Here is a 23752-nt window from a genome sequence, read left to right as displayed (position 1 = left end):
ATCATGTCCGACCATCCGATCGATCCTCACGCGCATCATCATGCGCATTGCCTGCCGTTCGGCGCACAACTGGTCGGCGCGGCGAGTGCAAAACCGCGCACGCGGTTTCGCTTCTGGGCGCCGTCGTGCAACGCGGTGCAGGTGACGATCGAAAGCGGTCCGCAGCAGGGCGCGCTCGACATGACGCCGACCGGTAACGGCTGGTTCGAGGCCGAAGCCGCCTGCGGCGCGGGCACGCTGTACCGGTACCAGCTCGATAGCGGTCTCGCGGTGCCCGACCCCGCGTCGCGCTTCCAGCCGCAGGACGTGCATGGCCCAAGCGAAGTGATCGATCCGCGCGCGTACGTGTGGCAGCACACACGCTGGCATGGCAGACCGTGGGAAGAGGCGGTGCTGTACGAACTGCATGTGGGCGCGCTCGGCGGTTATGCGGGCGTGATGAAACGGTTGCCCGCGCTCGTGGAACTCGGCGTCACCGCCATCGAACTGATGCCGCTCAACGACTTTCCGGGCGCGCACAACTGGGGCTACGACGGCGTACTGCCGTATGCGCCCGACTCCGCTTACGGCCGCCCCGACGAACTGAAAGCGTTGATCGACACCGCGCATGGCCTCGGCCTCGCGGTATTGCTCGACGTCGTGTACAACCACTTCGGCCCGGACGGCAACTATCTGAACCAGTATGCGAAGCCGTTCTTTCGCGACGGCACGCACACGCCGTGGGGTCAGGCCATCGATTTTTCGCGGACCGAAGTGCGCGAGTTCTTCTTTGACAACGCGCTCTACTGGCTCAACGAATATCGCTTCGACGGTTTGCGTATCGATGCGGTCCATGCGATCGCCAACGACGACTGGTTGCGCGAACTATCAGAGCACATCCGCGCGAGGATGCAGCACGGCCGGCACATCTACCTCGTGCTCGAGAACGAGCGCAACACGGCGAGCCTGCTCGACACCGATTTCGACGCACAGTGGAACGACGATGCGCACAACTCGCTGCATGTGCTGCTGACGGGCGAACACGACGGCTACTATCGCGCGTATGCCGAGCAGCCGATTCGCAAGCTCGCGCGCGTACTCGGCGAGGGGTTTGCGTATCAGGGCGAAGGCTCGCCGATTCACGACGGCGCACCGCGCGGTGAACCGAGCGCGCACTTGCCGTCCACTTCATTTGTGATGTTTCTGCAAAACCACGATCAGATCGGCAACCGCGCGTTCGGTGAACGGCTGCGCACGCTGTGTTCCGACGATGCGCTGCGCGCGGCCACCGCGCTGTTGCTGCTGTCGCCGCAAATCCCGATGCTCTTTATGGATGAAGAGTACGGTTCGCAGCAGCCGTTCCTGTTTTTCACCGACTACACCGGCGACCTCGCCGAAGCGGTGCGTGAGGGACGTCGTCGCGAGTTCGCGCGCTTCCCCGCGTTCAGCGACGAAAGCCGCCGCGCACAGATTCCCGATCCGAACGATCCACGCACGTTTGCTGCATCTTCACCGCGCGATACGCCGGACGTAGACGAACGGCGTAGCTGGATGCACTTCTATAAATCGGCGCTAACGGTGCGCGCAAAACTGATTGCACCGCGACTCGCGCATGCGCGCGCACTGGGCGCACGCGTGCTCGCCTCAAAGGACGGTACCGACGCGGATGCACTGGTCGCACGCTGGCGGCTCGGCGATGGGCAAACGCTGTCGATTGCGTTGAACCTCGCGCAAGACGCCGTGCTGCTACCGGTAGACGCCAAACCCGACGGCAAGGTCATCTTCGAAACGCCGCCCCGCGCACGCGAGCGCGCCGACGCGCACGAACTGCCGGCGTACGCGTGCATCGCGTGGCTGACCGGCGACGTCGGCGAATACGCGTTGCGTCACGACGCGCGCAAGTTCGCGCATCCGGAGCAACGCGCATGACCGCCACCCGACGCCCTACCGATACGATCGACAGTCTCGCGGCACGCGCGGGCTTCGAGGTCGAATGGTTCGATGCGCACGGAACCACGCAGCGCGTGCCCGACGCAACGCTCGCGTTGCTGCTCGAATGTCTCGGTCTGTCGTGCGGCACGGCCGCGCAGATGCGGCACAGCACGGCGTTGATCGACAGCGAACAGTCCGGCCGCAGGCTGCCGCCGCTGCTGACCGCCGAATGCGAGCGCGGCATCGCGCTGCCCGCATCGTCGATTCGCTCGGGCAGCCGCTATCGGATCGAGCTGGAAAGCGGCGCGGTGATCGATGGTCGCTTTACTGCGCCGAAGGGTGAGATTGCGCTGTTGTCGCCGATCGGCGAAGCCGGTTATCACACGCTCGTCATCAACGAACAACGCATCACGCTCGCTGTTGCACCGCCGCGCTGCTACACCGTCGCCGATGCGTGGCAGACGCTGCATGGCGCGGGTTCGCAGCCGCCGCCGTTGTGGGGCATCGGCGCGCAGTTATATGGATTGCGGCGCAGCGGCGATGGCGGCATCGGCGACTATTCGGCGCTGGCCTCCGTTGCGATCGATAGTGCGAAACATGGCGCGCATGCGCTTGCGGTCAGCCCGACGCATGCGATGTTCAGCGCGGCGCCGCAGAACTTCAGTCCATATTCGCCGTCGTCGCGGCTCTGGGTGAACGTTGCACACATCGATCCCGCTGCGGTGTTCGGCGCCGATCTCGCACGCGCGGCGCTCGAGTCCACGCACGCCGCCGACGCGTGGCAGACACTCGAACAGCTACCGTTGATCGACTGGCCGCAGGCGGTGCCGCTCAAGCTCAGGGTATTGCGCGCGCTATTCGAGCGTTTCTGTGAACACGAGCGCACGCCGCCGAGTCCACGCGCGCTCGAATTTCACGGCTTCTGCGAACGCGGCGGCCGCGCGCTCGAAGATCACGCGCGCTTCGAAGCGCTGCACGCGCATCAACTGGCGCAGGAAAACGGCTCGGGCTACTGGCGCGACTGGCCCGACGCGCTACAGGACCCACGCAGCGCAGAGGTAGAAGCGTTCGCGCAGGCGCATCGCCACGAAGTCGAGTTTCATCTATTCCTGCAATGGCTCGCGGCCAAGGGGTTATCGCATGCCCAGCACGCCGCGCGCGACGCCGGCATGGCGGTCGGCTTGATTGCCGATCTCGCCGTCGGTTGCGATAGCGGCGGTAGCCACGCATGGTCGTATCGCGACGACATGCTGCAACGCGTGTCGGTTGGCGCGCCGCCCGATCTGTTCAACCAGGCCGGCCAGGCATGGGGCCTGACAACGTTTTCGCCGCGCGCGATGCGCAACCAGGGCTTCACCGCGTTCATCGACATGCTGCGCGCCGCGTTCGCGCATGCGGGCGGTATTCGCATCGATCACATCCTCGGCTTGCGACGACTGTGGCTCGTGCCCGAAGGTGCGCATGCAAAAGACGGCGCCTATCTACGCTATCCGCTCGACGACCTGCTGCGTCTGATCGCGCTCGAATCGTGGCGGCATCGCGCGATCGTGATCGGCGAGGACCTGGGTACGGTACCGTCGGGCTTTCGCGAGCGGCTCACCGATCACGGCCTCGCCGGCATCCGTGTGATGTGGTTCGAATGCACCGACGGTGGCGCCGGCTTCAAGGCACCGCACACGTGGGACGCAAACGCGATCGCGACGACGACGACGCACGACCTGCCGACTGTCACCGGCTGGTGGCGCGGCGAAGATATCGCGTGGCGCAATCGCATCGGCCAGACGCTGCCGCGCGCGGACGGTCGCGACCCGGTGCAGCTCGCGCTCGACGAACGCGCAGCCCAGCGCGATGCGTTGTGGCGCGCGTTCCAGCAAGCCGGCGTCGCCGCGCACGACGTGCCCGCGCCATCGCAGGACAACGCGCCCGTCGACGAAGCGCTTGCGTTCGTCGCGGCCACGCCTGCGCCGCTCGTCGCGTATCCGCTCGAAGATCTGCTGGCACTGACCGATCAACCGAACCTGCCGGGTTCGATCGACGAGCATCCGAACTGGCGACGTCGTCTGGTGTTGCCGATCGACGAACTCTTCACGGACCCGACATTCTGCGACCGGCTGCTGGCGGTCGATCGCGCGCGTCGCGCTTCTGCACCCGCGTCCGCTTCCGCTCCCACGCAGTCCGATACACCATGACTGCCCCGCGCTCCACACTCAGGCTCCAGTTCCACCGGGACTTCACGTTCGGCGACGCGCTCGCTCAGCTCGACTATTTCGCCATGCTCGGTGTGAGCCACCTGTACGCGTCGCCCATCACGACTGCGCAACCTGGCTCGCTGCATGGCTACGACACCATCGACTACAGCCGGGTCAGCGAGGAATGCGGCGGCGAAGCGGCGCTCAAGCGGCTCGCCGACGCACTGCATGCCCGCGGCATGGGACTGATCGTCGACGTCGTGCCGAATCATATGGGCGTGGGCGGCGCACACAACGCATGGTGGCTCGATATTCTCGAATGGGGACGGCACAGCGCGTATGCGCGGCATTTCGATGTCGACTGGCACTCGCCCGATCCTGCGCTGCGCGGCAAGGTGCTGATGCCGTTTCTCGGCGGGTCGTATGGCGACGAACTGAATGCGGGCAACATCGTGCTGCGCTTTGCGGCGGACAGTGGGCGATTTGTCATCGGCTACGGCGAACATATTTGCCCCGTGTGCCCAGTCGATTACCCGTCGATCCTCCAGGCCGCGAATCATGCGGATTTGAATGCGCTGGCCGAACGCTTCGCTGGGCTCACCACGCAACCCGCCGATCATCCACGCGCCGCCGCGGCACGCGATGTATTGCGCGAATACGCGGCGCAACACGGCACGGCAGCGATCGATGCAGCATTGCAAACGTACGCTCCGGCTAGCGGAGAAGCCACCGACTCCCCCAACGCACTGGCAGCGCACGACCGTCTGCATCGTCTGCTCGAACGTCAGCATTTCCGGCTCGCGTGGTGGCGCACCGCATCCGACGAGGTGAACTGGCGGCGCTTCTTCGATATCGGTGCGCTTGGCGGGTTGCGCGTCGAACGCTCCGAAGTATTCGAAGCGGTGCATGCACTGATATTCCGGCTGTACGCGGAAGGCACGATCGACGGTGTGCGGATCGATCATATCGACGGGCTTGCCGAACCGCGCGAATATTGTCAGCGGCTGCGTCAGCGGCTCATGGAGCTGCGTAGCGATGCGCCTTACCTCGTGGTCGAGAAGATTCTCGCACGCGACGAAACGCTACGCGAGGACTGGCCCGTCGATGGCACGACCGGCTACGACTTCATGAACGACGTGGGCGCGCTGTTGCACGATCCTGCCGGCGCCGAACCGCTTGCGGCAACGTGGGCGGAACTGAGCGGACGCAGCGCGGTATTCGCCGACGAAGCGCTTGCCGCGCGACGCAAGATTCTCGTGGAGAACCTCTCGGCGGAACTGGATCGTGCTGCCCGCGCGTTGCACCGCATCGCGCGCGAAAGCACAACCACGCGCGACTTCACGTTCACCGCGATCCGGCGCGTGGTGGCGGAACTGGTCGCGCATTTTCTGGTGTACCGGATCTATCCGCAGAACGGTGTACGTAGCGAAACCGACAACGTATGGTTCGATGCGGCGCTCGATGCGGCGAAGCGCGTGCTGCCGCTGGCCGATCACGCGGTGCTCGAGCATGTCGATACATGGCTTGGTCGAACCGCTCTGGATGGCGATGACAGCGGTGCCACGCAGAACAGTCACGCGATCATCTCGCGCCGCACGGCCCAGACAGTGTTCGCTCAACTCACCGCGCCCGTCGCAGCTAAAGCAATCGAAGATACCGCGGGCTACCGCTATGGCCGTCTGCTGTCGCGCAACGAGGTTGGCTCCGATCCCGGCGAATTCGCGCTGACGGTCGAGCAGTTTCATTCGGCCAACCTCGCACGTGCGCGGCGCTTTCCGCACGCGCTGCTGGCTACCGCGACGCACGATCACAAGCGCGGTGAGGACCTGCGCGCGCGGCTCGCGGTGTTGAGCGAGATCGCACACGACTGGAGCGCGACGCTGCGGCGCTGGTCGACGCTGAATGCGCCGCATCGGCGGATGCCGGATGCGCATATCGCGTCGGGTAACGAGGGCGATTACTGGGCGCCGGGTCCTGCCGCGGAAGCGGTGCTTTATCAAACACTGGTGGGCTCCTGGCCGCTCGATCTCGCACCCGACGACGTAGCCGGCGTCGAGGCGCTTGCGCAACGCGTCGCCCAATGGCAATTGAAGGCGCTGCGCGAAGCCAAGCTGCGCACCGGATGGCGCATGCAGGATGGCGCATATGAGAACGCCTGCCGCGACTTTCTGTTCGATATCCTCGCGCCGCAGCGGCGCGACGGATTCCTGCATGAGTTGTCGGAGCTCGTCGTGCGCGTGGCGCGCGCGGGGGCGATCAACAGCTTGCAGCAGACCGTGCTGCGGCTGACATCGCCAGGCGTGCCCGATCTGTATCAGGGCACCGAACTGTGGGACTTCAGCCTCGTCGATCCGGACAACCGCAGGCCGGTCGATTTCGCACAACGTCATGCGTGGCTCGCTGGGTCCATCGATATGCCACCCTCGGCGCATCTCGCCGACTGGCGCAGCGGCCGCGTGAAACTCGCGATCGTGCAGCGCGGCCTCGCGTTGCGCACTCATCTGCCCGCGTTGTTGAGCGACGGTACCTATCTGCCGCTCGATGTGCAAGGCGCGCATGCCGAACATGCAATCGCGTTCGCGCGGCGGCACGGCAATGCGTGGGCTGTTGTCGTCGCGACACGGCTCGCCATGTCACTGCTCGATTCCGCTGGCGATACGCCGTGGGTCGACAGTAACGCATGGGGTGACACCGCGGTGGTGTTGCCTCGCGATCTCGCCTCGCGCGCGTTGTTCGATTGTCTGAGCCCCGCTGCGCCAAAAGCCGACGACACGGGTCTGTTGTATCTGCGCGATGTGCTTGCGGCGATGCCGGTGGCTATACTCGTCGAAGATGGTGTGCCGCGTACGTAGCGCCGCTGTCGCCTCTTCGGAAACTGACAATGACGAAAGAAACGATGCTGCCGGACTGGCAAGCGTTGAGCAGCGGCGCGGCCGACGCGTTCGATGGCACCACCATCGAACTGTCCGGATGGATGCTACCGCTCGATGTTGCGACCGAGGCCGACTACTTTCTATTGACGCGCGACGTGCCGTGCTGCGGCGGTTGCGTCCCCGCCGATCCGCGTGCGTGCGTCGAGGTGTTCGCCACGCAGTTAGTGCCGGTGCGGGCGCAGGCCGTCGCGATACGTGGCCACCTGCGGGTTCTGACCGACGATCCCGCAGGCTGGCGCTATCAACTGGTCGATGCTGCGCCGGCCGCCGTTACGACCATCACGCTGAGCCGTCGCGCGTTTCTTGCGTCGGGTGCCGCGCTCGGACTCGCGGCATGCGCGCCCGGCCGCTTTGCGAGCTACACCGACGCTACCGACCACACCGCCGAACCTGCCAGCGCACCGACCGACGACGCCTCAAATGCCTGGCGCACCGCGTCGACGTTGACCATCGACATGCACAGCCACTCCGGCCACGTCACCGTCTCGCGCGACCCCGCGATCGGCGTGAATCGCCCGTTCTTGCCGGTCGCCGCGCCGATGCGCGCAGGCGGGATGAACGTCATCTGCCTCGCGATCGTCGCCGATACCACGGCCACCCGCATCTCCGCCGACCGGCGCCGCTTCGAAGCATGGCGCGAACCGCAACCCGGCGAGCTGTATGCACTTGGACAAGCTTCATTCAAGCGCGTCGACGAACTGATCGAACGGGAACAGCTGCAGGTCGTGACCGACACGGCTTCGCTTGCCGCGCTCGGCAAGACGGGGCCGTGTGTGATCGTTGCGGCCGAAGGCGCGGATTTTCTCGGGGGACGTGTGGAACGGGTCGATGAGGTGTACACCGCGCACCGGTTGCGCCATCTGCAGCTCACACACTACCGGGTCAACGAACTCGGCGACATCCAGACTGCGCCACCCGTACACGACGGACTGACTGATTTTGGCGCGGACGTCGTGCGACGTTGCAACGCGCTTGGCATTGTGGTCGACGTGGCGCACGGCACCTACGATCTCGTCAAACGCGCGGCCGCAACGACTACGAAGCCGCTGGTGCTATCGCACACTGCGCTGTCGACGCATCCCTCGACCTACAGCCGGTTGATTTCACCCGATCATGCGCGGGCCATTGCCGACACCGGAGGTGTGATCGGGGTCTGGCCGAGTTCGGGTAGCTTCCACGATTTGCAGGGTATGGCGGAAGGCATGAAACGGATGGCCGACGTTGTCGGCGTCGAGCATGTCGGGCTCGGCACCGACCTGTACGGCTTCATCTCGCCGCCGGTGTTCCGGCGCTACCAGCAGTTGCCTGCGCTGGCCAATGCGTTGATCGGCACGGGCTTCAGCGCCGGCGAGGTCGGGATGATACTGGGTGGTAATTATCGGCGGGTGTTTGAGGCGAGTGTGGGGTAGGCGTGCCGCTACTGGTATCGCGATGAACAGGGTCACCGCACCGTGCGTACGGCACTACCGCCCCGCCGCCCACAACAACGACAACCCCGACGACAGCATCAACCCATCGACCACGAGCCGGAACGTCTTCGGACTCATCCGCAGCACGATGTGCCGCGCCGCAAACGACCCCGCCATCAACGCAGATCCAATGATCAAACCGCTGAACACAACGCTCGGCGGCAACGCGCCAAAGTGGCGGAAAACAGCAACCTTGGCGACATACACAGCGACCGAACCCGCGGCCTCGGTGGCAAGAAACGCGCCTTTAACAAGACCATACGACATGAACACGGGCACGGTAATCGGCCCCGTCGACACAACGATGCCCGTCAGAAAACCCACCACACCGCCAATCAACGCAAGTTGCAGCAGCGTGAAACGAACCTCGCGACGCGCGAGCCAGCGCCGTGTCGGCACCATCGCGACGAAGAACACGCCAAGCGCCAGTTCCACCGCATGCGGCGGTAGCGCGAGCAGCGTGCGGACTCCGAGCGCGGCGCCCGGTACCGCAGTCGCGCAATAGGCCCCGCAGACGCGCCAGTCGATCTCGCGCCACCACGCGAGCACCTTGCCGAGATTGCCCATGATCGCGGCAATCGCCATGATCGGCACCGCTTGTTGCGGGCCAAAGGACATGACGAGGACGGGCATCAGCAGCATCGACGAGCCGGTGCCGATCACACCGCTCAACACGCCGGCGACGAGACCGACGCTGAGTACGAGGAGGTATTCCATGTCGTCCCTGAAGATCCTCACAAACCATTGAACTAGCGCCTGAGTTCAGACCAGATCCACAATTCCGCAATGAAGGCGCAGGCGATGCCCGCGAAAGTATTCCCGATTCCCGGCGAGTTGTCATCGAACGTGCAAACTGCAAACGCGCAGAGCCCAAGAAGCTCGGCATCCATGTGCACGCGCTTCAAGGCAACCTGGCAATCTATCCGCAAGGAAACTCCTGCAGAATCGCAAGCATCGCGCGAGGAGCATCCATGAACGCAGTCGAAGCACAAGCCTCATCCATCCCTTCCATTCAGTCCGGCTCCTATCCGTTGCGTACCGGAAACCTGCTGCGACCATTGGTCGATAGCGGACCCACCTTCCGCAGACTGTGCGAGGCAATCGATCACGCGCAACACAGCGTCTGGCTCGCCGTGACCTTCATCGACCCTGAATTCCAGATGCCGGACAACCGCGGCACGATATTCGATGTGCTCGATCGCGCGGCGGCACGCGGACTCGACGTGCGGGTGCTTTTCTGGCGCCCACTCGAGCAGAGCAGTCGATACGGCAAAACATTCGCCGGAACACCGGAGGATCACGCGCGACTGCGTGCAAGAAACGTTAGCTTCAAGGCACGATGGGACTGCGCAATCGATCGTTTCGTCCAGCATCAGAAGTTCTGGTTGATGGACGCAGGCGCAGAATCGGAGACAGCGTTTATCGGCGGTATCAACCCGACGTTCGGATGCTTCGAACCGGGCCACGACGGCGTGGGTCATCGCCACGACTTCTATGTCGAAGTCACGGGGCCGTGCTGCAGCGACGTACATCACAACTTCGTGCAGCGCTGGAACGGAGCGAGCGAACGCAACAAGACCGATGGACGCTGGAATAACGATGACGGCGACAGGTTGCCCTTTCCCGTGCGCATCTCCGCATCGCGCGGTGCAAGCGTGGTGCAGATTCAGCGGAACATGCATGCAGGTCTTTACGACGAAAGGACACCGACGCCCGATGGCTTCGCCTACGATCTGTCGAAAGGCGAACGGTCGATCACCGATCAATACCTGCTGGCCATCGCGGCAGCCCGCCATTCGATCTACATCGAGAATCAGGCGCTACCGGTTCCCGACATAGCCAGGCCGCTCGAGCAGGCACTAAAACGCGGCGTGGAAATCGTCATGCTGGCGCCCACGGAACCGGAGGACCCATACGGCCAATGGCGGCGCGACCCGACAAAGCAAGGGCTTTTCGATCACATCGACGCACTCGGGCAATACGCAAACTTCACGCTGACGGGAATCGCAGGACGCACTGCGGAAGGCACGCGCAGCAGCGTCTACGTCCATTCGAAGATCATGCTCATCGACGACGAATGGGCGACGCTCGGGTCCTGCAATCTGCATTCGAATTCGCTGTTCGGTCATGGCGAACTGAACGCGACGGTCTGGGACAGGAACATGGTTCGCGCGCTGCGCTGCCGGTTGTTGTCCGAGCATCTGGACGAGGACACCGCCCAGCTTGAGAGCAAGGCCGCATTGCGCCTCTTCAGGCGCATCGCTCAGGAAAATACCGCACAGCTGAAGCTCGGCCGATACGACTGGCAGGGTCTCGCCATATCGCTCGATCCCACCACGTATGGAAGCACGCGCACGCTGTGATCGCGATTCGGCAAGGCAAGGCAAACCGAAACGATGCCCGCCTAACCGCCCTCGTCGTCGAACTGCTTCGGATACACACGCACGAGCACGATCCGCGGGCCGCGCATCTTCTTGACGACGACATCGAAGCGATCGAACGAGACACGCTGGCCTTCTTCCGGCAGATCGTTGAGCGCCTGGATCACGAGACCACCGACCGATTCCGCACGACCTTCGTCGATATCGATGCCGAGCGCGCGTTCCAGCGATACCACCGGCAAGCTCCCTTTACCCATGAGCGTGCCGTCGTCCATCCGCGTCCAGTCGGCGTCGCCTTGACGGAACTCGTCGTGAATCTGACCGACCAGCGCGCCGAGCAGATTGTCGAGCGTCAGGAAGCCGATCGGCTGCGCATTCTTGTGACCGACCAGCGCAAAGTGCGGCGCGCCCTTGCGAAAACGCCGGAACAGTTCGAGTGCGGGCATCGTCGGCTTCACGTACTGAACCGGTCGCGCGTACTGGGCGAGGTCTTCGAGCGTGCTGCCCGCGTGTCGTGCAAGCAGCAGGTCCTTCAGGTGGATCATGCCGTCCACGCGCACGCCGGATGCATCGTCGAATAGCGGATAACGGCTGAAACGATGCTGCGCGACCACCTGCATGTTGTCGCGCAACGGCAGATCGCGGCGCAGGCCGACCATCTCGTGGGCAGGCCGCATCAGATCGGAGACGGTCATGCGCGAAAAATCGAGTGAGTGCGCGATCGTGTTCCATTCGTCCTGGCTATAAGCACCTTCGCCAAGCACGTTGTCAGGATGACCGTCCTTCTGTTGCTCGACGCCGGCGCGCCGGCCGCGCAGGATCAGCTTCAGTTCGTCGTTCGAGTAGTGCGCGTCGTCACCGTGCCCCGACGAAAGCCCTGCGATACGCAACACCGCGTTCGCACTGCCGTTGAGCAACCAGATAGCCGGATACATCGCCCAGTAGAAACCGTACAGCGGCATCGCGGTCCACAGCGAGATGCGCTCGGCCTGGCGGATCGCGAGCGACTTCGGCGCCAGCTCGCCGACCACGATGTGCAAAAACGAAATGCAGGTGAACGCGAAGAACAGCGAGATTGCATGCGTGAGCGGCAGCGAATGGATACCGAGCACTTCGAAAAGCGGCGACAGCAGTTGGGCGAACGCGGGCTCTCCGATCCAGCCGAGGCCGAGTGACGCGAGCGTGATGCCGAGTTGGCACGCGGACAGATACGCGTCGAGACGACCGTGAACCTTGGCCAGCAGGCGGCCGCGCAGGCCGTGTTTTTTCGCGAGCGCCCGCACGCGGGTTTGCCGCAGTTTGACGAGACCGAATTCGGCCGCGACGAAGAAGCCGTTGAGCGCAACGAGCAATAACGCGCCGATGAGGGCGACAACCTGGATCAAGAGGGGAGGCTCCGGAAGCAAAAGTTGTCAGTATAGAGGGTGCAAGCCAGCTGAAAGCCGATCCGGTCAAAAACCGGCGGTTGCGGGCTTGCGGCTTTTTGCCGTAGCGCGCTGCTGGCTACGATCTAAGATCTACGCCCCGGCCAGCGGCACCCGCAGCGCAAGCGTCGCGGCGCCACCGGGCTGCGCTGCATCGTTCTGCTCGAACGTGCCGCCGTGCGCCTCGGCCACGCGCCTGCACAGCGCCAGCACCCACGCAATACGACCCGCTTCGCACGGCGCCTGGGCTTGCCTGCGCGCAAATGCTTCGAGCAGGTGAGGCACATCGGCGGCATCGAATGCGGCGGGTGTCGGGTGGAACGTGACGGTGCTCTGCCACGCGGTTCCATCGACGGCCGTCGCGAGCGTCACCTGCGACGCCGCAGCGCTCGCTTCGACCGCAAACGTCAGCATCAGCCACAGCGCGGCTGCAAGCCGGTCGCGGTCGCCGCTCAACTGGTCGGTGGATAGTTGCGTATCGACTTCGATCGACACCTCGCGCGGCCCGGCCAGCGTCGTGCGGACCTCGCCGAGCGTTTCGTCGACGAGCGGCCATAGCGCGAACGGCGCATGGTCGAGCGCGAGCGTGCGCGTCTCGGCGCGCGTCGTATCGACGATCTCTTCGAGCAGTTTCACCTGCTGTTCGACACCGGTGCGGATGCCGCCCAGCGCGCGTTGCCCCGCGCTATCGGCGGCATCGAGCTTGCGCTCCAGCACGTAAGCCCAGCTATGAATCGCGTTTAGCGGGCCGCGCAGATCGTGCGATACCAGCGACAACACATGGTCGCGCATGAAGAGCGCAGTTTCGACGCGCCGGCGGGCGGTGCGTTCGTAGGCGGCGGAATCGGGGCGGCCGGGCTGTGCAGCGCCAGGCCCAGCAGAAGACGTGCTCACGTTTGAAGCCCTCTCGGTGCAGGGATGGTCGTCATGACGGTCATTATGGCAGGCCGTTCCGGCGCCCTGGATCGCCGGTCGATCGGAATCGAGGTAGCACGTAGCGGGCCCGGTCGGCCAGGAACCCGCGCACGACAGGAAACAGCCGACCAACCTCGCCTACAATACCGGTTCTCAACGATTTGTCTGAAGGAGTGTGTCATGTCTAGCGTCACCACCGAATCCGGCCTGAAATACGAAGATCTGACCGAAGGCAGCGGCGCCGAAGCCGTTGCAGGCAAGACCGTCAGCGTGCATTACACGGGCTGGTTGACCGACGGCCAGAAGTTCGATTCGAGCAAGGATCGCAACGATCCGTTCGACTTCGTGCTGGGCGGCGGGATGGTCATCAAGGGTTGGGATGAAGGCGTACAGGGCATGAAAGTCGGCGGTGTGCGCCGCCTGACGATTCCGCCGCAACTCGGCTACGGCCCGCGCGGCGCAGGCGGCGTGATTCCGCCGAATGCAACGCTGGTGTTCGAAGTCGAACTGCTCGGCGTCTGAGCGTCGCTCGCCGCCGTTAGCCGATGCTGCCGATACCCCTCGCACCCAGCGTTTCGTTGCGCCGTTTCGGCGCCATCGAGGCGTCGGACGTACACGACTTCCATCAGGTCGTGCTGGGGCTCGACGGCTCGATGGTGATGGCCGTGGATGGCGTCGGCGAGCAGATCGCCAGCGGCTCCGCGTGGCTGGTTCCCGCCGGCTCGCGGCACGACTACTCGGGGCTTGGCGAAAACTGCCAGCTTGTGCTCGATTTACCTGCTGCTTCGCTGGCCGTGCCCGAGCGTCTGTTCGACCGGGCGCGCGCTGTGAGCGTCGATCCGTACATGACTCAGCTCGTGCGCCAGATCGCTGCGGGCGCCACAGTCGGCATACCCGCCGAACCCACCACGCTGGCGCCGCACCTACGGCGCTTCAACTGGGATGCGGCCGCGCGCCTGTGCGCCGCGATCCTCTCGAACACCGGCGCTGTGCCGGCAAGCCGCGCCGGACTATCCGGCCCCGGCCTCGATTTCGCGCGCATCGATCGCTGGCTGCGCGCGCACCTCGCGGAGCCGCTGCGCATCGCCGATCTCGCCGCGCATTGCGGCTTCGGTATGCGGCGCTTTCATCAGTTGTTCATCGACGCGTTCGGCGAGACACCGCATCGCTATCTGCAGCGGTTAAGGCTCGATACTTCGGTGACGCTGCTTGCCGATCCGCGCCGCTCGCTGACCGATATCGCGTTTGACATCGGCTTCGCCGATCAGAGCGCGTTTACGCATGCATTCACACGGCGCTTCGGTCTCGCTCCAGGGCAATGGCGCGCGCTGCGTCACTGAACGAACGAAGCGCCACACCGCCCGGACCATAAAACGCGTACTCAGACTAGCGTGGCGGTTAGGACAGGACTGCTGGCAAGCGGCTCATAGAGGCTGGTGAACAGCGAGTCCTGCATGCAATAAGTCGCGTCCCCAGACGGCGTGATCACCCAGTCGCCCGGCTTCACGTCGCGCCATCCCTCGGGTGTGGCAATCGACCACACGCCATCGTGTTGTTCAACGGCTGGATGATCGCCTGGCGAAAACCATCGAGTGGCTTCGACAATGCAATTGCGTTTGGCAAATTTCAACCCGGCCTCCTGATCGGGGTGGGCGCACCGGCACTGATCCGGATGTGCAGTTCACGTTTCTCGGTTTCGCGTGCAGGCCGGGAACGGCATCGGACGGAAGTACAAGAGTTGCCGCAGCGATCCCGGCGTAACAAAGAACGGCCGAGAAGGGGCGAGCGTCATACTGACATCGCGGACCCGTTTGTACTGTTCAGTTTTGTTCGGGTTTTGTCCGGTTTTGTGCGGCTGGCCAGTTCTGCTCGTCGAACGGCGGACAGCGCTGTCGATGCCATCAGTTCTGAACCCCATGACCAGCCTGCTTCCTTCCGGCCATGGGGTCTCATTCCGGCCCGGCTACGCCAGACCGCGTGCGAGATCGGCGCGAATATCGCCAGCGTTCTCGAGACCGACTGCAAGCCGGATCAAGCCTTCTGTAATCCCCGCTGCCGCCCGTGCTTCAGGTGTGATGCGGCCGTGCGTGGTCGTCGCCGGATGCGTGATGGTCGTGCGCGTATCGCCGAGGTTGGCGGTAATCGAACAGACCTTCGTGCTGTCGATCACGCGCCACGCATTCGCGCGTTGCGCCTCGGGCGTGTCGCCCTTCAGCTCGAACGAAACAATCGCACCGCCGGCCTTCTGCTGACGCTTCGCGATCTCGTACTGCGGATGCGATTCGAGCCCCGGGTAAAACACCCGCTTCACGGCCGGATGACTCTCGAGCCAGCCCGCAATTTCCAGCGCATTCGCCGACTGCTTCTCGACGCGCAACGACAGTGTCTCCATGCCCTTCAGCAGCACCCATGCGTTGAACGCGGACAGCGTCGGACCGGCGCTGCGCACGAACGGAAACACCTTCTCCATGATGAACTGCCGCGAACCAACCAGCGCGCCACCAAGCACGCGACCCTGGCCATCGAGAAACTTGGTCGCCGAGTGCATCACGACATCCGCGCCGAGCTTCAGCGGTTGCTGCAGCGCCGGGCTGCAAAAACAGTTATCGACGACGAACAACGCATTCACCGCCTTCGCAATCTTGCCAATCGCTTCGATGTCGGCGATTTCGGTCAGCGGGTTCGACGGTGTTTCGAGGAAGAACATCTTCGTCTCGGGGTGCACGGCGTTTTTCCACGCATCGAGATCGGTCGGATCGACGAACGTGGTCGTGATGCCGAAGCGCGTGAAGATCTGCGAGAACATGCCGAGCGTCGAACCGAACAGGCTCTGCGAACTGACCAGGTGGTCGCCCGACTGCAACGCCGACATCACCACCGACAGGATCGCGCTCATTCCCGACGCCGTCGCCATGCACGCCTCGCCGCCTTCGAGCGCGGCCAGGCGGTCCTGGAACATCGAGACGGTGGGGTTGGTGAAGCGCGAGTAGGTGTAATAGTCCTCGGAATGCTTGAAGCGGTCGGCGGCTTCGGCTGCGTTCGCGAAGCAGAAGCTCGACGTCAGGAAGATCGCTTCCGAGTGCTCGTTGAACTCGCTGCGCACCGTACCGGCCCGCACGGAAAGGGTGTCGAAATTGAGGGAGTCGTCCATGGTGATTCGGTTCCGTTATTCAGTCGGCGCAGCCTTGGTCGAGACCGCGCCGGCAACAAAAAAGCCCGCTTTGCGTCGGCATAAGCGGGCTTCATGTGCGGGGAAAGCTGGAGCGCTGGCGGCATAGGGAAATCCCACCATTCGCTTTAGCTGTTTTGGGTTGCCCCGCGTCCGCAAGCTGATATCAAATCGACGCAAGTCCCGATGCTAGCACATACGCGCATCGAAGAGGCGGCGCGGCCGCCTCCTGCTGCGCATTACCGTGTTACTCCACCGACAGTTGCAAATGCAGTTGCGAACGCGCCGCACCGCCGTCGATCGCATCGCTTGCCGCGTCGCGGTCCGACAACGCGGCCGGTGCGAGACGCGCGAGTTCGACGCCATCGAGGTACGCGCTCGTGATATCGCCGGTGATGTACTTACCGTCGAAGCACGACGCGTCGAACTCCTTCAGCGCCGGGTTGATATCGCGAATCGCCTGCTTCAGCGCGTCGACATCCTGATACACGAGATGATCCGCGCCGATCATGCGCGCGACTTCCTCGTCGGTGTGGCCATGCGCGACCAGTTCGCCACGCGTCGGCATGTCGATGCCGTAGACGTTCGGGAATTTCACCGGCGGCGCCGCCGAAGCGAAGATCACCTTGGCGGCGCCGGCGTTGCGCGCCATCTGCACGATTTCATGCGACGTGGTGCCACGGACGATCGAATCGTCGACGATCAGGATGTTTTTGCCCTTGAACTCGATGCCCATCGCGTTCAGCTTCTGACGCACCGATTTTTTGCGCACCGCCTGGCCGGGCATGATGAACGTGCGGCCGACATAGCGGTTCTTGAAGAAACCTTCGCGATACTCGACGCCGAGCTTCAACGCGACCTGCATCGCCGCGGGACGCGACGAATCGGGGATCGGCATCACGACGTCGATCTTCACGTCGGGCAGCACACGCTTGATTTTCTCGGCAAGGTAGTCGCCCATCCGCAGACGCGCGTTGTACACCGGCACGCCGTCGAGCACCGAGTCGGGCCGCGCGAGATACACGAGTTCGAAGATGCAGGGGTTCAGGCTCGGGTTGGTCGCACACTGCTGCGCATGCAGATTGCCGTCGAGGTCGATGAAGATCGCTTCACCCGGGGCCACGTCGCGCACGAATTCGAACCCGATACCTTCGATCGCCACCGATTCCGACGCCACGATCCATTCGACACCTTCCGAGGTCTCCAGCTTGCCGAGGCACAGCGGGCGAATCCCGAACGGATCGCGGAACGCGAGCAGCCCGTAGCCGGCGATCAGCGACACGATCGCATACGAGCCCTTCACCCGATGATGCACACCGGCGACTGCCTTGAAGACCGCGGCCGGGTCGAGCTGCAAGCCGGAGCTGGACAGTTGCAGTTCGTGCGCGAGCACGTTCAGCAGCACTTCGGTATCGGAATTCGTATTGATGTGGCGCCGGTCGACGCGGAACATCTCTTCTTTCAGCTGCGGCCAGTTGGTCAGGTTGCCGTTGTGCGCGAGGATGATGCCGAACGGCGCGTTGACGTAGAACGGCTGGGCCTCCTCCTCGCTCGAAGCGGAACCTGCTGTCGGGTAACGCACCTGGCCGATGCCGGTCGTGCCTGGCAGACTGCGCATGTTGCGCGTGCGGAACACGTCGCGCACCATGCCGTTGGCTTTGTGCATGTGGAAATTACTGCCGTTGGCCGTCGCGATGCCGGCTGCGTCCTGACCGCGATGCTGCAGGAGCAGCAGGCTGTCATACAGCAGCTGGTTGACGGGGGAACGGGAAACTACGCCTACGATGCCGCACATGGCATGTCCTTCAAAGGTACGAAATTCGTAACGGCGGCCGGTGCCAGGGCGGCATCCGGGTCGCGCCGGTGTCCTGCATGCTTCGCCGGTGGGCTGCCTCCGCCTGGTCCTGGTGCGCCTGATTCTCCTGATGAGATCAAACGCGGACGTAGGCGGCGAGCATCGCGGGAAGCAGCGGTTTCAGTTCGCGCACGCCCTGTTCGGCGTAGGGCCGCAACAGCGCATCGCGCCAGAATTCCTGCTGGGGCAGCTGGGTCAAGCCTGCAAGGGCGACCAGCAGCAGCACCAGCACGACCCCGCGGACGAGGCCGAACAGCAGGCCCAGCGAGCGGTCCACACCGCTCAGGCCGCTCGCCTGGACGAGGCGGCTTAATAGCGCATTCGCCACGCCGGCCACCAGCACCACGCCGACGACGATCACGAGAAACGCGATCAGCCACTGGGTCAGCGCGCCGCCTGGCCATGTAGCCGGAATCCACGGTAAGACGTTGCCGACGAAGCGGCAGGCGACCACGAAAGCCACGACCCAGCCGATCAGCGCAAATACCTCGGACAGAAAACCGCGCCACGTGCCCCGTAGCGCCGATAAACCGATCACTGCCATTACAGCGTAGTCGAAGGCGGTGAACATCGCCTGGTTACTGTGTGCTGCCGTTCGCGCCCGCCGTCAGACCGGCGTCGCGCACCTTCGCAATGGCCGCCGATGCCGCCGCCCGATCCGCAAACGGACCAGCGCGCAGCAGCGTGCGGGTCGAGCCGTCAGGCTGCTTGCGACGTTCGGTATATGCGGGCACACCGGCCGCTTTCAATTTGGTCGCCCAGGTTTTGGCACTGGTTTCGTCCGGGAACGAGCCGAGCTGTACCGCGAAACGGCTGCCGGGAGGCGACGCGGGCGTGCCTGAATCGGCGTCTGCGGCGGCGGCGGGCGGCGGGTTGTCCGCGGTCTGCTGCGTGGCTGGCGCCTGGCGGGGCGGCTTTGCCGCGTTTGCCGGTGCGTTGTGCGTTGTCGTGGCTGTCGTAGCCGGGGTCGGCTTCGCAGCCGGTTTCGTCGCGGTCGAGGTTGCTGCCGTTGCCGTTGCCGCCGTCCCCGGCGCCGTATTCGCAGCAGCCAGCCCGGACGCCGCAAGCGTTGCGTCGGGCGCGGGACTGTCGGGGCGACACCAGCCTGTGTGTCGTCAGGCGCGGTACTGGCCTTCGGTACAGGGCGGTTCGGAATGTCGATCGAAATATCGTCGGTGACGGGCTTCGGATGCGAATCGAGCACCATCGGCAGGATCACGACCGCCGCGATAACCAGCGCGATCGCCCCGACGAGGCGCCGTCGTGCCCGCTGTTTCTCGGGCAGGGTTGGGTCGAGCAGCATCGCGTCGGCGTCGCCGGCCCGGTCCGTGCGGCGGCTGCGTCGCTCGACGCGCGCCCCGAAAGCGGTCCCCTTGGACTCGGTACGGGTTCCCCGGCTGGAGCCGGATGGTGCGCCGCGCCGGGTAGACGCGTCGTCTTTCTTGCCGAACGAGAAAATTCCCATGAATGGCTTGGTTCGAGCTTCCGCGCGGTCAGTGTTGCTGCGATTTACGATAGGACATAACGCCGGCTACCGTATAGAAACTTCCGAAAACCACGATTCTATCATTGTCGGACGCTCGTTTTAGCGCGTCCTGGAACGCTTCTGCAGGCGACGCATGACGTGTGACGCTGGTATCCGGCCCATCGACCACGCCGGCTTCGCGCAGCGCGCCCTCGATAGCTTCCGCGGAAGCCGCGCGCGGCGTCGGTAGCGCGGTGACGCACCAGTGGTCGATCTCGCCCTTCACGTGCTCCAGCACCCCGGCGATATCCTTGTCGCCCATCGCGCCAAATACCGCGTACGTGTAGGGAAAAAAGCCCATATTGCCGAGATTCTGCGCGAGCACGGCGGCCGCGTGCGGGTTGTGACCGACGTCGAGCACGACTGCGGGCTTGCCAGGCAACACCTGGAAGCGCCCCGCCAGTTCGACGTTCGCGAGTCCGAGGCGAATGTCCTGCGCGGACACGGGCAGACGGTCGCGCAGCGCTTCGAGTCCAGCCAGCGCGGCTGTCGTGTTGATCAGCTGGTTGGCGCCGCGCAACGCCGGATAGGCGAGCGCGGAGCGGCGCATTGTTGGGCCGATGTAGCTCCACTGCTGACGCTCGCTGCCTGCCTGCCCTTCATAGCGGAAATCGCGGCCGAACAGCCACAGTTCGGCGCCGATCTGCGCGGCATGATCGATCAACGTCTGCGGCGGCACTGGGTCGGCGCAAATCGCGGGTTTGCCCGGCCGGAAAATGCCGGCTTTCTCGAAAGCGATTTTCTCGCGCGTATCGCCGAGGTACTCGGTGTGATCGATATCGATACTGGTGACGATCGCGCAATCGGTATCGAGGATATTCACTGCGTCGAGCCGGCCGCCGAGACCCACTTCGAAAATCACCGCGTCGAGCCCGCGCGAGGCGAACAGATGCATGATCGCGAGCGTCGTGAACTCGAAATACGTGAGCGAGACGGGTTCTGCGAGACTCAGGCGAGCAGCTTCGACGGCGGCGAAATGCGGTAACAGATCGGCATCGGTGGCTACTTCGCCATTGACGCGAGCACGCTCGTTGAACACCAGCAGATGCGGCGACGTGTGACAGCCAACGGTATAGCCGGCTCGCAGCAGAATCGATTCGAGGATCGCGCATGTCGAGCCTTTGCCGTTCGTGCCGCCCACCGTGATGATCGGGCAGGCGAACTGCAGGTTCAGCGCATCGCGTACGAGGCTGATGCGCGTGAGACCCATGTCGATGCCGACCGGATGCGCGGATTCGAGGTGCGTCAGCCACGCGTCGAGGCTGGGAAAGGGGTAGCTCATCGGATGGATCGCTTAAGACGGGGATAAACCGGTACCGCGGAACGGCATTATCCCGGAAACGGCAGCGTACCGCATTGTTTGCGGTGTGGTGGATGCGGTTTTCCGTGCCGGGCGCTGGCGATGAGGCCTGCGCCGATAGTGCTCTAGCCAGCGGATGCTGGGGTATTTACGCCGTTGCTGGGACTGCTGCGCCTCGCGCCCTCATCGATGGCGTCCCCGTGATTGGTTGCGCCGCGTGACTAGAGCATGTCAGTGACGTGGCAAAGTCCGGCGTGCTGGGTATCGACCGGGACATGCTGGAAGATCGGCTTTTTGCGTAACGTGTCCTGGTCGATCCTGGTGAGGTCGGCGGTACAGCGTGATCCTATGCCCTGGTCGAAGAAGACGATCTCATAGTCCATGCCACGCTCGGGAACGAAGGAGATCGCGCTTGCGCAACGGTAGATGTTGCCGCCCTGCGGGGAGCCGTCGCTAATGAAGTTCAGTGTGATCGGTTGGTCTGCGGCGATGCGCAGTTCGGTGCTGCGTTCGGTGCTGCGTTCGCTGCTGATCACCGAGTACACCCTGCGGGATAAATCTTTCGGACTGTAGTAGACCTCCTGGGGCATGCCCAGGTCGCGGTCGTTGAGATTGGCGAAGCCCTTGCGGTGCGCCAGCATGACCCCGGCTCCGGGCGTGCGCCAATCCACGCAGGTTTTGCCCGGTACGGCGCGCACCATGCCATTGGACCGAATGCGCAGCCGCGCCAAGTCGCCGGTGGTGGGTTCGACGTAGGCGGTGGAAAAGGAACGGACCGTGGCAATAGTGCCGCAGCCTGCCAACGCGATGATGGGGGCGATAAGCACCACAAAGATGGATCGAATGTGCATGTTCGTTACCGGCAACGGTATGGGCTTTCGCCTTTCAGTTCCTGGCCGGTTTCCAGGTCGGTGATGATGATGGTGGCCTTGGGATAGTTCGAACAGAGAGCGTTGCGCGCCGTGTAAATGTGGCGCCCCTGTGCCATCATTTTCAGGCCTTTGCCGAGTTCGTTGCCGTTGGCGTCGACTGCCTTGACGTTGTAGCTGCCGCTCATGGTTAGGCAACCGGACAGCGGTACGAGTGCGGCGACAAGTAGAAGATTTCGTAGGTGCATGGTGAAGCTCTGTGGTTAAGACAAAGGTGATGGCCTAGGTCAAGGTAGGCATTCGGGCGGCGGGTTGTTGAAATCCATCGTCTCGCAGGCTGCGGGGTTGATGGCGGTCTGCTTGCAGAAAGCGTAACTTCGCTTTCGTTCGCAATATCCACTAATGAGTCGACGGTTGATATCCGGGAGCGGCACCGACGCGTCTGGGCGGCACTCCGGCAAATTGAGGCTCGGCTGGGCGGCACAAATCATTCGGGATGTGCCGTACTTGTATGTGTACCCCGCGTCTAGCATGCAGCGTCCGAAGGCAGCTGATTCGTTGGGAGTTAACGGGCTAAGTCCATCCCCATTGGGATGAGGGAGGCCGCACTCCAACAGCGCTTTCTGCACCTCGAGCATCGATTTCCCCTCCTTGGACCAAGTCAAAAACGTTGGAGGTAGTGGCTGGAAAGGTGCCGACATGCACGCCGATATCGGCATAGTCAGGATCAGTAAGCCCACGACTCGCACAACCATTTCTTCCCCCTCGTCTGGATGGCCGCTCCCGGAAAATGCAGAAGGCACAGCTGACCCTCGCGATCGCCATGGTGTTGCGTCGCATAGTGGCCTGCCATCGTCTCATCGTTAATGAGGTCGTTCATGACCCCACACACTTTGGCGTTGTGCTGCGAGGTGTAACGCACCGCAGCCGATGCTTTGTTGAAGATGCCGCTGGTACCGACACGCACGGTACCGTCCTTATCGGGCCGGAGGTTTAGTTTTTCCTCCATGGAAAGTGATCGCATTTCCATAGCCTGCAGTCAGGGCAGACATTCGGGAGGCGGGTTGTCGAAATCCATCGACTCGCAGGCCGCAGGATTGATGGCGTTTTTTTTGCAGAAGGCGTAGCTTCGCTTTCGCTCGCAATATCCACTATTGAGTCGTCGGTTGATATCTGGGAGCGGCACCGGAGCGTCCGAGCGGCACTCCGGTAGATTGAGGCTCGGCTGGGTAGCGCAGATCAACCGAAATGTGCCGTATTTGTAGGTGTAACCGGCTCCCAGCATGCAGCGTCCGTAGCTGGCCGACTCGTTTGGTGTCATTGGTCTATTGCCCGAACCCGCAGGGTGAGGTAGGCCACATTCCAGCAGTGCTTTCTTTACATCCAGGTAGCTCTTTCCCTCCTGCGTCCAGAGAAAATCTGTCGGCGGAACCGGCTGGAACGGAGTCCAACCGCATGACGACGTTGTCATCGTCACAATCAGTGGTGTCAGGATTCGTGTATTCATTTTGAGGTCACCGTGTTCGTCGCGTGCGATTTCACCGTCGTCATCTCTCTCGACGATGAACGTCGCTTCATAGGCATCGTCGCTAAACTTAAGCGCCCGTTGAGTGGTCGCGTTCTCATCATGAATTCAAGGCAGACACTCGGGCGGCGGGTCGCTAAAATTCATCGTCTCGCAAGCCGCAGGATTGATGGCATTTTTTTTGCAGAAGGCGTAACTTCGCTTTCGCTCGCAGTATTCACTATTGAGTCGACGCTCCGCGGTCGGGCCGGGTATGACGGCGTCAGGAGCACAACTCGGGAGATTCC

Annotated in this window: 19 protein-coding genes and 1 pseudogene; 7 read left to right on the top strand and 13 right to left on the bottom strand. The window is 63.5% G+C overall.

Features of this window, described 5'->3' with window-relative positions:
* Positions 1–3 precede the first annotated feature (3 nt).
* Genes treZ through FNZ07_RS06250 form a run of 4 tightly spaced genes read left to right on the top strand, consistent with a single transcriptional unit; the run spans position 4 to position 8442 of the window.
* A complete protein-coding gene (gene treZ, locus FNZ07_RS06265) occupies positions 4–1908 on the top strand; it encodes a malto-oligosyltrehalose trehalohydrolase (RefSeq protein WP_091012583.1) in 1905 nt (634 codons plus the stop codon).
* Positions 1905–4100: a 4-alpha-glucanotransferase gene (gene malQ / locus FNZ07_RS06260; protein ID WP_091012581.1), complete on the top strand. Its 2196-nt coding sequence runs from the start codon at positions 1905–1907 to the stop codon at positions 4098–4100. The genes treZ and malQ overlap by 4 nt, the downstream gene beginning before the upstream one ends.
* Positions 4097–6952: a malto-oligosyltrehalose synthase gene (gene treY, locus FNZ07_RS06255; protein WP_091012579.1), complete on the top strand. Its 2856-nt coding sequence runs from the start codon at positions 4097–4099 to the stop codon at positions 6950–6952. Before malQ ends, treY begins: the two co-directional genes overlap by 4 nt.
* A gap of 29 nt (positions 6953–6981) precedes the next feature.
* Positions 6982–8442, top strand: a complete 1461-nt coding sequence (locus tag FNZ07_RS06250) for a dipeptidase (protein ID WP_245811491.1) — start codon at positions 6982–6984, stop codon at positions 8440–8442.
* 54 nt (positions 8443–8496) lie between these two features.
* On the opposite strand, the gene FNZ07_RS06245 is transcribed toward FNZ07_RS06250, so the two are convergent.
* Positions 8497–9219 carry a sulfite exporter TauE/SafE family protein gene (locus FNZ07_RS06245; protein WP_091012576.1) on the bottom strand — a complete coding sequence of 241 codons (723 nt, stop codon included), beginning with the start codon at positions 9217–9219 and terminating at the stop codon, positions 8497–8499.
* Between the two features lie 254 nt (positions 9220–9473).
* On the opposite strand from FNZ07_RS06245, the gene FNZ07_RS06240 reads away from it, so the two are divergent.
* A complete protein-coding gene (locus tag FNZ07_RS06240) occupies positions 9474–10865 on the top strand; it encodes a phospholipase D-like domain-containing protein (RefSeq protein ID WP_091012571.1) in 1392 nt (463 codons plus the stop codon).
* A 41-nt stretch (positions 10866–10906) separates the two neighbouring features.
* Here the strand turns inward: FNZ07_RS06240 and FNZ07_RS06235 are convergent, their stop codons facing one another.
* Entirely contained in the window at positions 10907–12268 is a 1362-nt protein-coding gene (locus tag FNZ07_RS06235; RefSeq protein WP_091012568.1) for a hemolysin family protein, read from the bottom strand.
* A gap of 132 nt (positions 12269–12400) precedes the next feature.
* A complete protein-coding gene (locus FNZ07_RS06230) occupies positions 12401–13201 on the bottom strand; it encodes a sensor histidine kinase (RefSeq protein WP_177228282.1) in 801 nt (266 codons plus the stop codon).
* A gap of 201 nt (positions 13202–13402) precedes the next feature.
* Here FNZ07_RS06230 and FNZ07_RS06225 point away from each other — a divergent pair, with 201 nt between their 5' ends.
* Positions 13403–13744, top strand: a complete 342-nt coding sequence (locus FNZ07_RS06225) for an FKBP-type peptidyl-prolyl cis-trans isomerase (RefSeq protein WP_091012566.1) — start codon at positions 13403–13405, stop codon at positions 13742–13744.
* A 23-nt stretch (positions 13745–13767) separates the two neighbouring features.
* On the top strand, positions 13768–14562 hold the full coding sequence (locus FNZ07_RS06220; protein WP_091012564.1) for an AraC family transcriptional regulator: 795 nt from the start codon (positions 13768–13770) through the stop codon (positions 14560–14562).
* Positions 14563–14603: 41 nt separating this feature from the next.
* Here FNZ07_RS06220 and FNZ07_RS06215 read toward each other — a convergent pair whose 3' ends face one another.
* The 10 genes and pseudogenes from FNZ07_RS06215 to FNZ07_RS06170 form a co-directional block, all read right to left on the bottom strand.
* Positions 14604–14852, bottom strand: a complete 249-nt coding sequence (locus FNZ07_RS06215; RefSeq protein ID WP_091012562.1) for a hypothetical protein — start codon at positions 14850–14852, stop codon at positions 14604–14606.
* A 333-nt stretch (positions 14853–15185) separates the two neighbouring features.
* Positions 15186–16373: an O-succinylhomoserine sulfhydrylase gene (locus FNZ07_RS06210; protein WP_091012561.1), complete on the bottom strand. Its 1188-nt coding sequence runs from the start codon at positions 16371–16373 to the stop codon at positions 15186–15188.
* Positions 16374–16638: 265 nt separating this feature from the next.
* Entirely contained in the window at positions 16639–18186 is a 1548-nt protein-coding gene (gene purF, locus FNZ07_RS06205; RefSeq protein ID WP_091012559.1) for an amidophosphoribosyltransferase, read from the bottom strand.
* A 136-nt stretch (positions 18187–18322) separates the two neighbouring features.
* Complete coding sequence (locus tag FNZ07_RS06200) at positions 18323–18817, bottom strand: CvpA family protein (RefSeq protein ID WP_091012557.1); 495 nt, start codon at positions 18815–18817, stop codon at positions 18323–18325.
* A 7-nt stretch (positions 18818–18824) separates the two neighbouring features.
* A pseudogene (locus FNZ07_RS06195) lies at positions 18825–19711 on the bottom strand (SPOR domain-containing protein).
* 28 nt (positions 19712–19739) lie between these two features.
* Positions 19740–21053 (bottom strand): bifunctional tetrahydrofolate synthase/dihydrofolate synthase, encoded by a 1314-nt coding sequence (gene folC, locus FNZ07_RS06190; protein ID WP_091012553.1) that lies wholly within the window; start codon positions 21051–21053, stop codon positions 19740–19742.
* 239 nt (positions 21054–21292) lie between these two features.
* Positions 21293–21922, bottom strand: a complete 630-nt coding sequence (locus tag FNZ07_RS06185; protein ID WP_091012551.1) for a hypothetical protein — start codon at positions 21920–21922, stop codon at positions 21293–21295.
* Between the two features lie 5 nt (positions 21923–21927).
* The gene (locus FNZ07_RS06180) at positions 21928–22128 is read right to left on the bottom strand and encodes a hypothetical protein (RefSeq protein ID WP_211367892.1); all 201 of its coding nucleotides are present in this window, start codon (positions 22126–22128) and stop codon (positions 21928–21930) included.
* A gap of 539 nt (positions 22129–22667) precedes the next feature.
* A complete protein-coding gene (locus FNZ07_RS06175) occupies positions 22668–22964 on the bottom strand; it encodes a hypothetical protein (protein ID WP_143098082.1) in 297 nt (98 codons plus the stop codon).
* A gap of 15 nt (positions 22965–22979) precedes the next feature.
* Entirely contained in the window at positions 22980–23447 is a 468-nt protein-coding gene (locus tag FNZ07_RS06170) for a hypothetical protein (RefSeq protein ID WP_143098081.1), read from the bottom strand.
* Positions 23448–23752 lie beyond the last annotated feature (305 nt).

Source organism: Paraburkholderia megapolitana (assembly GCF_007556815.1).
In the GTDB taxonomy this organism is placed as follows: domain Bacteria; phylum Pseudomonadota; class Gammaproteobacteria; order Burkholderiales; family Burkholderiaceae; genus Paraburkholderia; species Paraburkholderia megapolitana.
The sequence above is the reverse complement of the archived record's forward strand: the minus strand, read 5'-3'. Positions and strand labels throughout refer to the sequence as shown.

Bases quoted from the DNA above. Each gene is read 5' to 3' on its own strand.
- treZ (WP_091012583.1), top strand. From the start codon at position 4: ATGTCCGACCATCCGATCGATCCTCACGCGCATCATCATGCGCATTGC.
- malQ (WP_091012581.1), top strand. From the start codon at position 1,905: ATGACCGCCACCCGACGCCCTACCGATACGATCGACAGTCTCGCGGCA.
- treY (WP_091012579.1), top strand. From the start codon at position 4,097: ATGACTGCCCCGCGCTCCACACTCAGGCTCCAGTTCCACCGGGACTTC.
- FNZ07_RS06250 (WP_245811491.1), top strand. From the start codon at position 6,982: ATGACGAAAGAAACGATGCTGCCGGACTGGCAAGCGTTGAGCAGCGGC.
- FNZ07_RS06245 (WP_091012576.1), bottom strand. From the start codon at position 9,219: ATGGAATACCTCCTCGTACTCAGCGTCGGTCTCGTCGCCGGCGTGTTG.
- FNZ07_RS06240 (WP_091012571.1), top strand. From the start codon at position 9,474: ATGAACGCAGTCGAAGCACAAGCCTCATCCATCCCTTCCATTCAGTCC.
- FNZ07_RS06225 (WP_091012566.1), top strand. From the start codon at position 13,403: ATGTCTAGCGTCACCACCGAATCCGGCCTGAAATACGAAGATCTGACC.
- FNZ07_RS06220 (WP_091012564.1), top strand. From the start codon at position 13,768: ATGCTGCCGATACCCCTCGCACCCAGCGTTTCGTTGCGCCGTTTCGGC.
- FNZ07_RS06210 (WP_091012561.1), bottom strand. From the start codon at position 16,373: ATGGACGACTCCCTCAATTTCGACACCCTTTCCGTGCGGGCCGGTACG.
- purF (WP_091012559.1), bottom strand. From the start codon at position 18,186: ATGTGCGGCATCGTAGGCGTAGTTTCCCGTTCCCCCGTCAACCAGCTG.
- FNZ07_RS06200 (WP_091012557.1), bottom strand. From the start codon at position 18,817: ATGTTCACCGCCTTCGACTACGCTGTAATGGCAGTGATCGGTTTATCG.
- folC (WP_091012553.1), bottom strand. From the start codon at position 21,053: ATGAGCTACCCCTTTCCCAGCCTCGACGCGTGGCTGACGCACCTCGAA.
- FNZ07_RS06185 (WP_091012551.1), bottom strand. From the start codon at position 21,922: ATGCACATTCGATCCATCTTTGTGGTGCTTATCGCCCCCATCATCGCG.
- FNZ07_RS06180 (WP_211367892.1), bottom strand. From the start codon at position 22,128: ATGAGCGGCAGCTACAACGTCAAGGCAGTCGACGCCAACGGCAACGAA.
- FNZ07_RS06175 (WP_143098082.1), bottom strand. From the start codon at position 22,964: ATGCGATCACTTTCCATGGAGGAAAAACTAAACCTCCGGCCCGATAAG.
- FNZ07_RS06170 (WP_143098081.1), bottom strand. From the start codon at position 23,447: ATGAATACACGAATCCTGACACCACTGATTGTGACGATGACAACGTCG.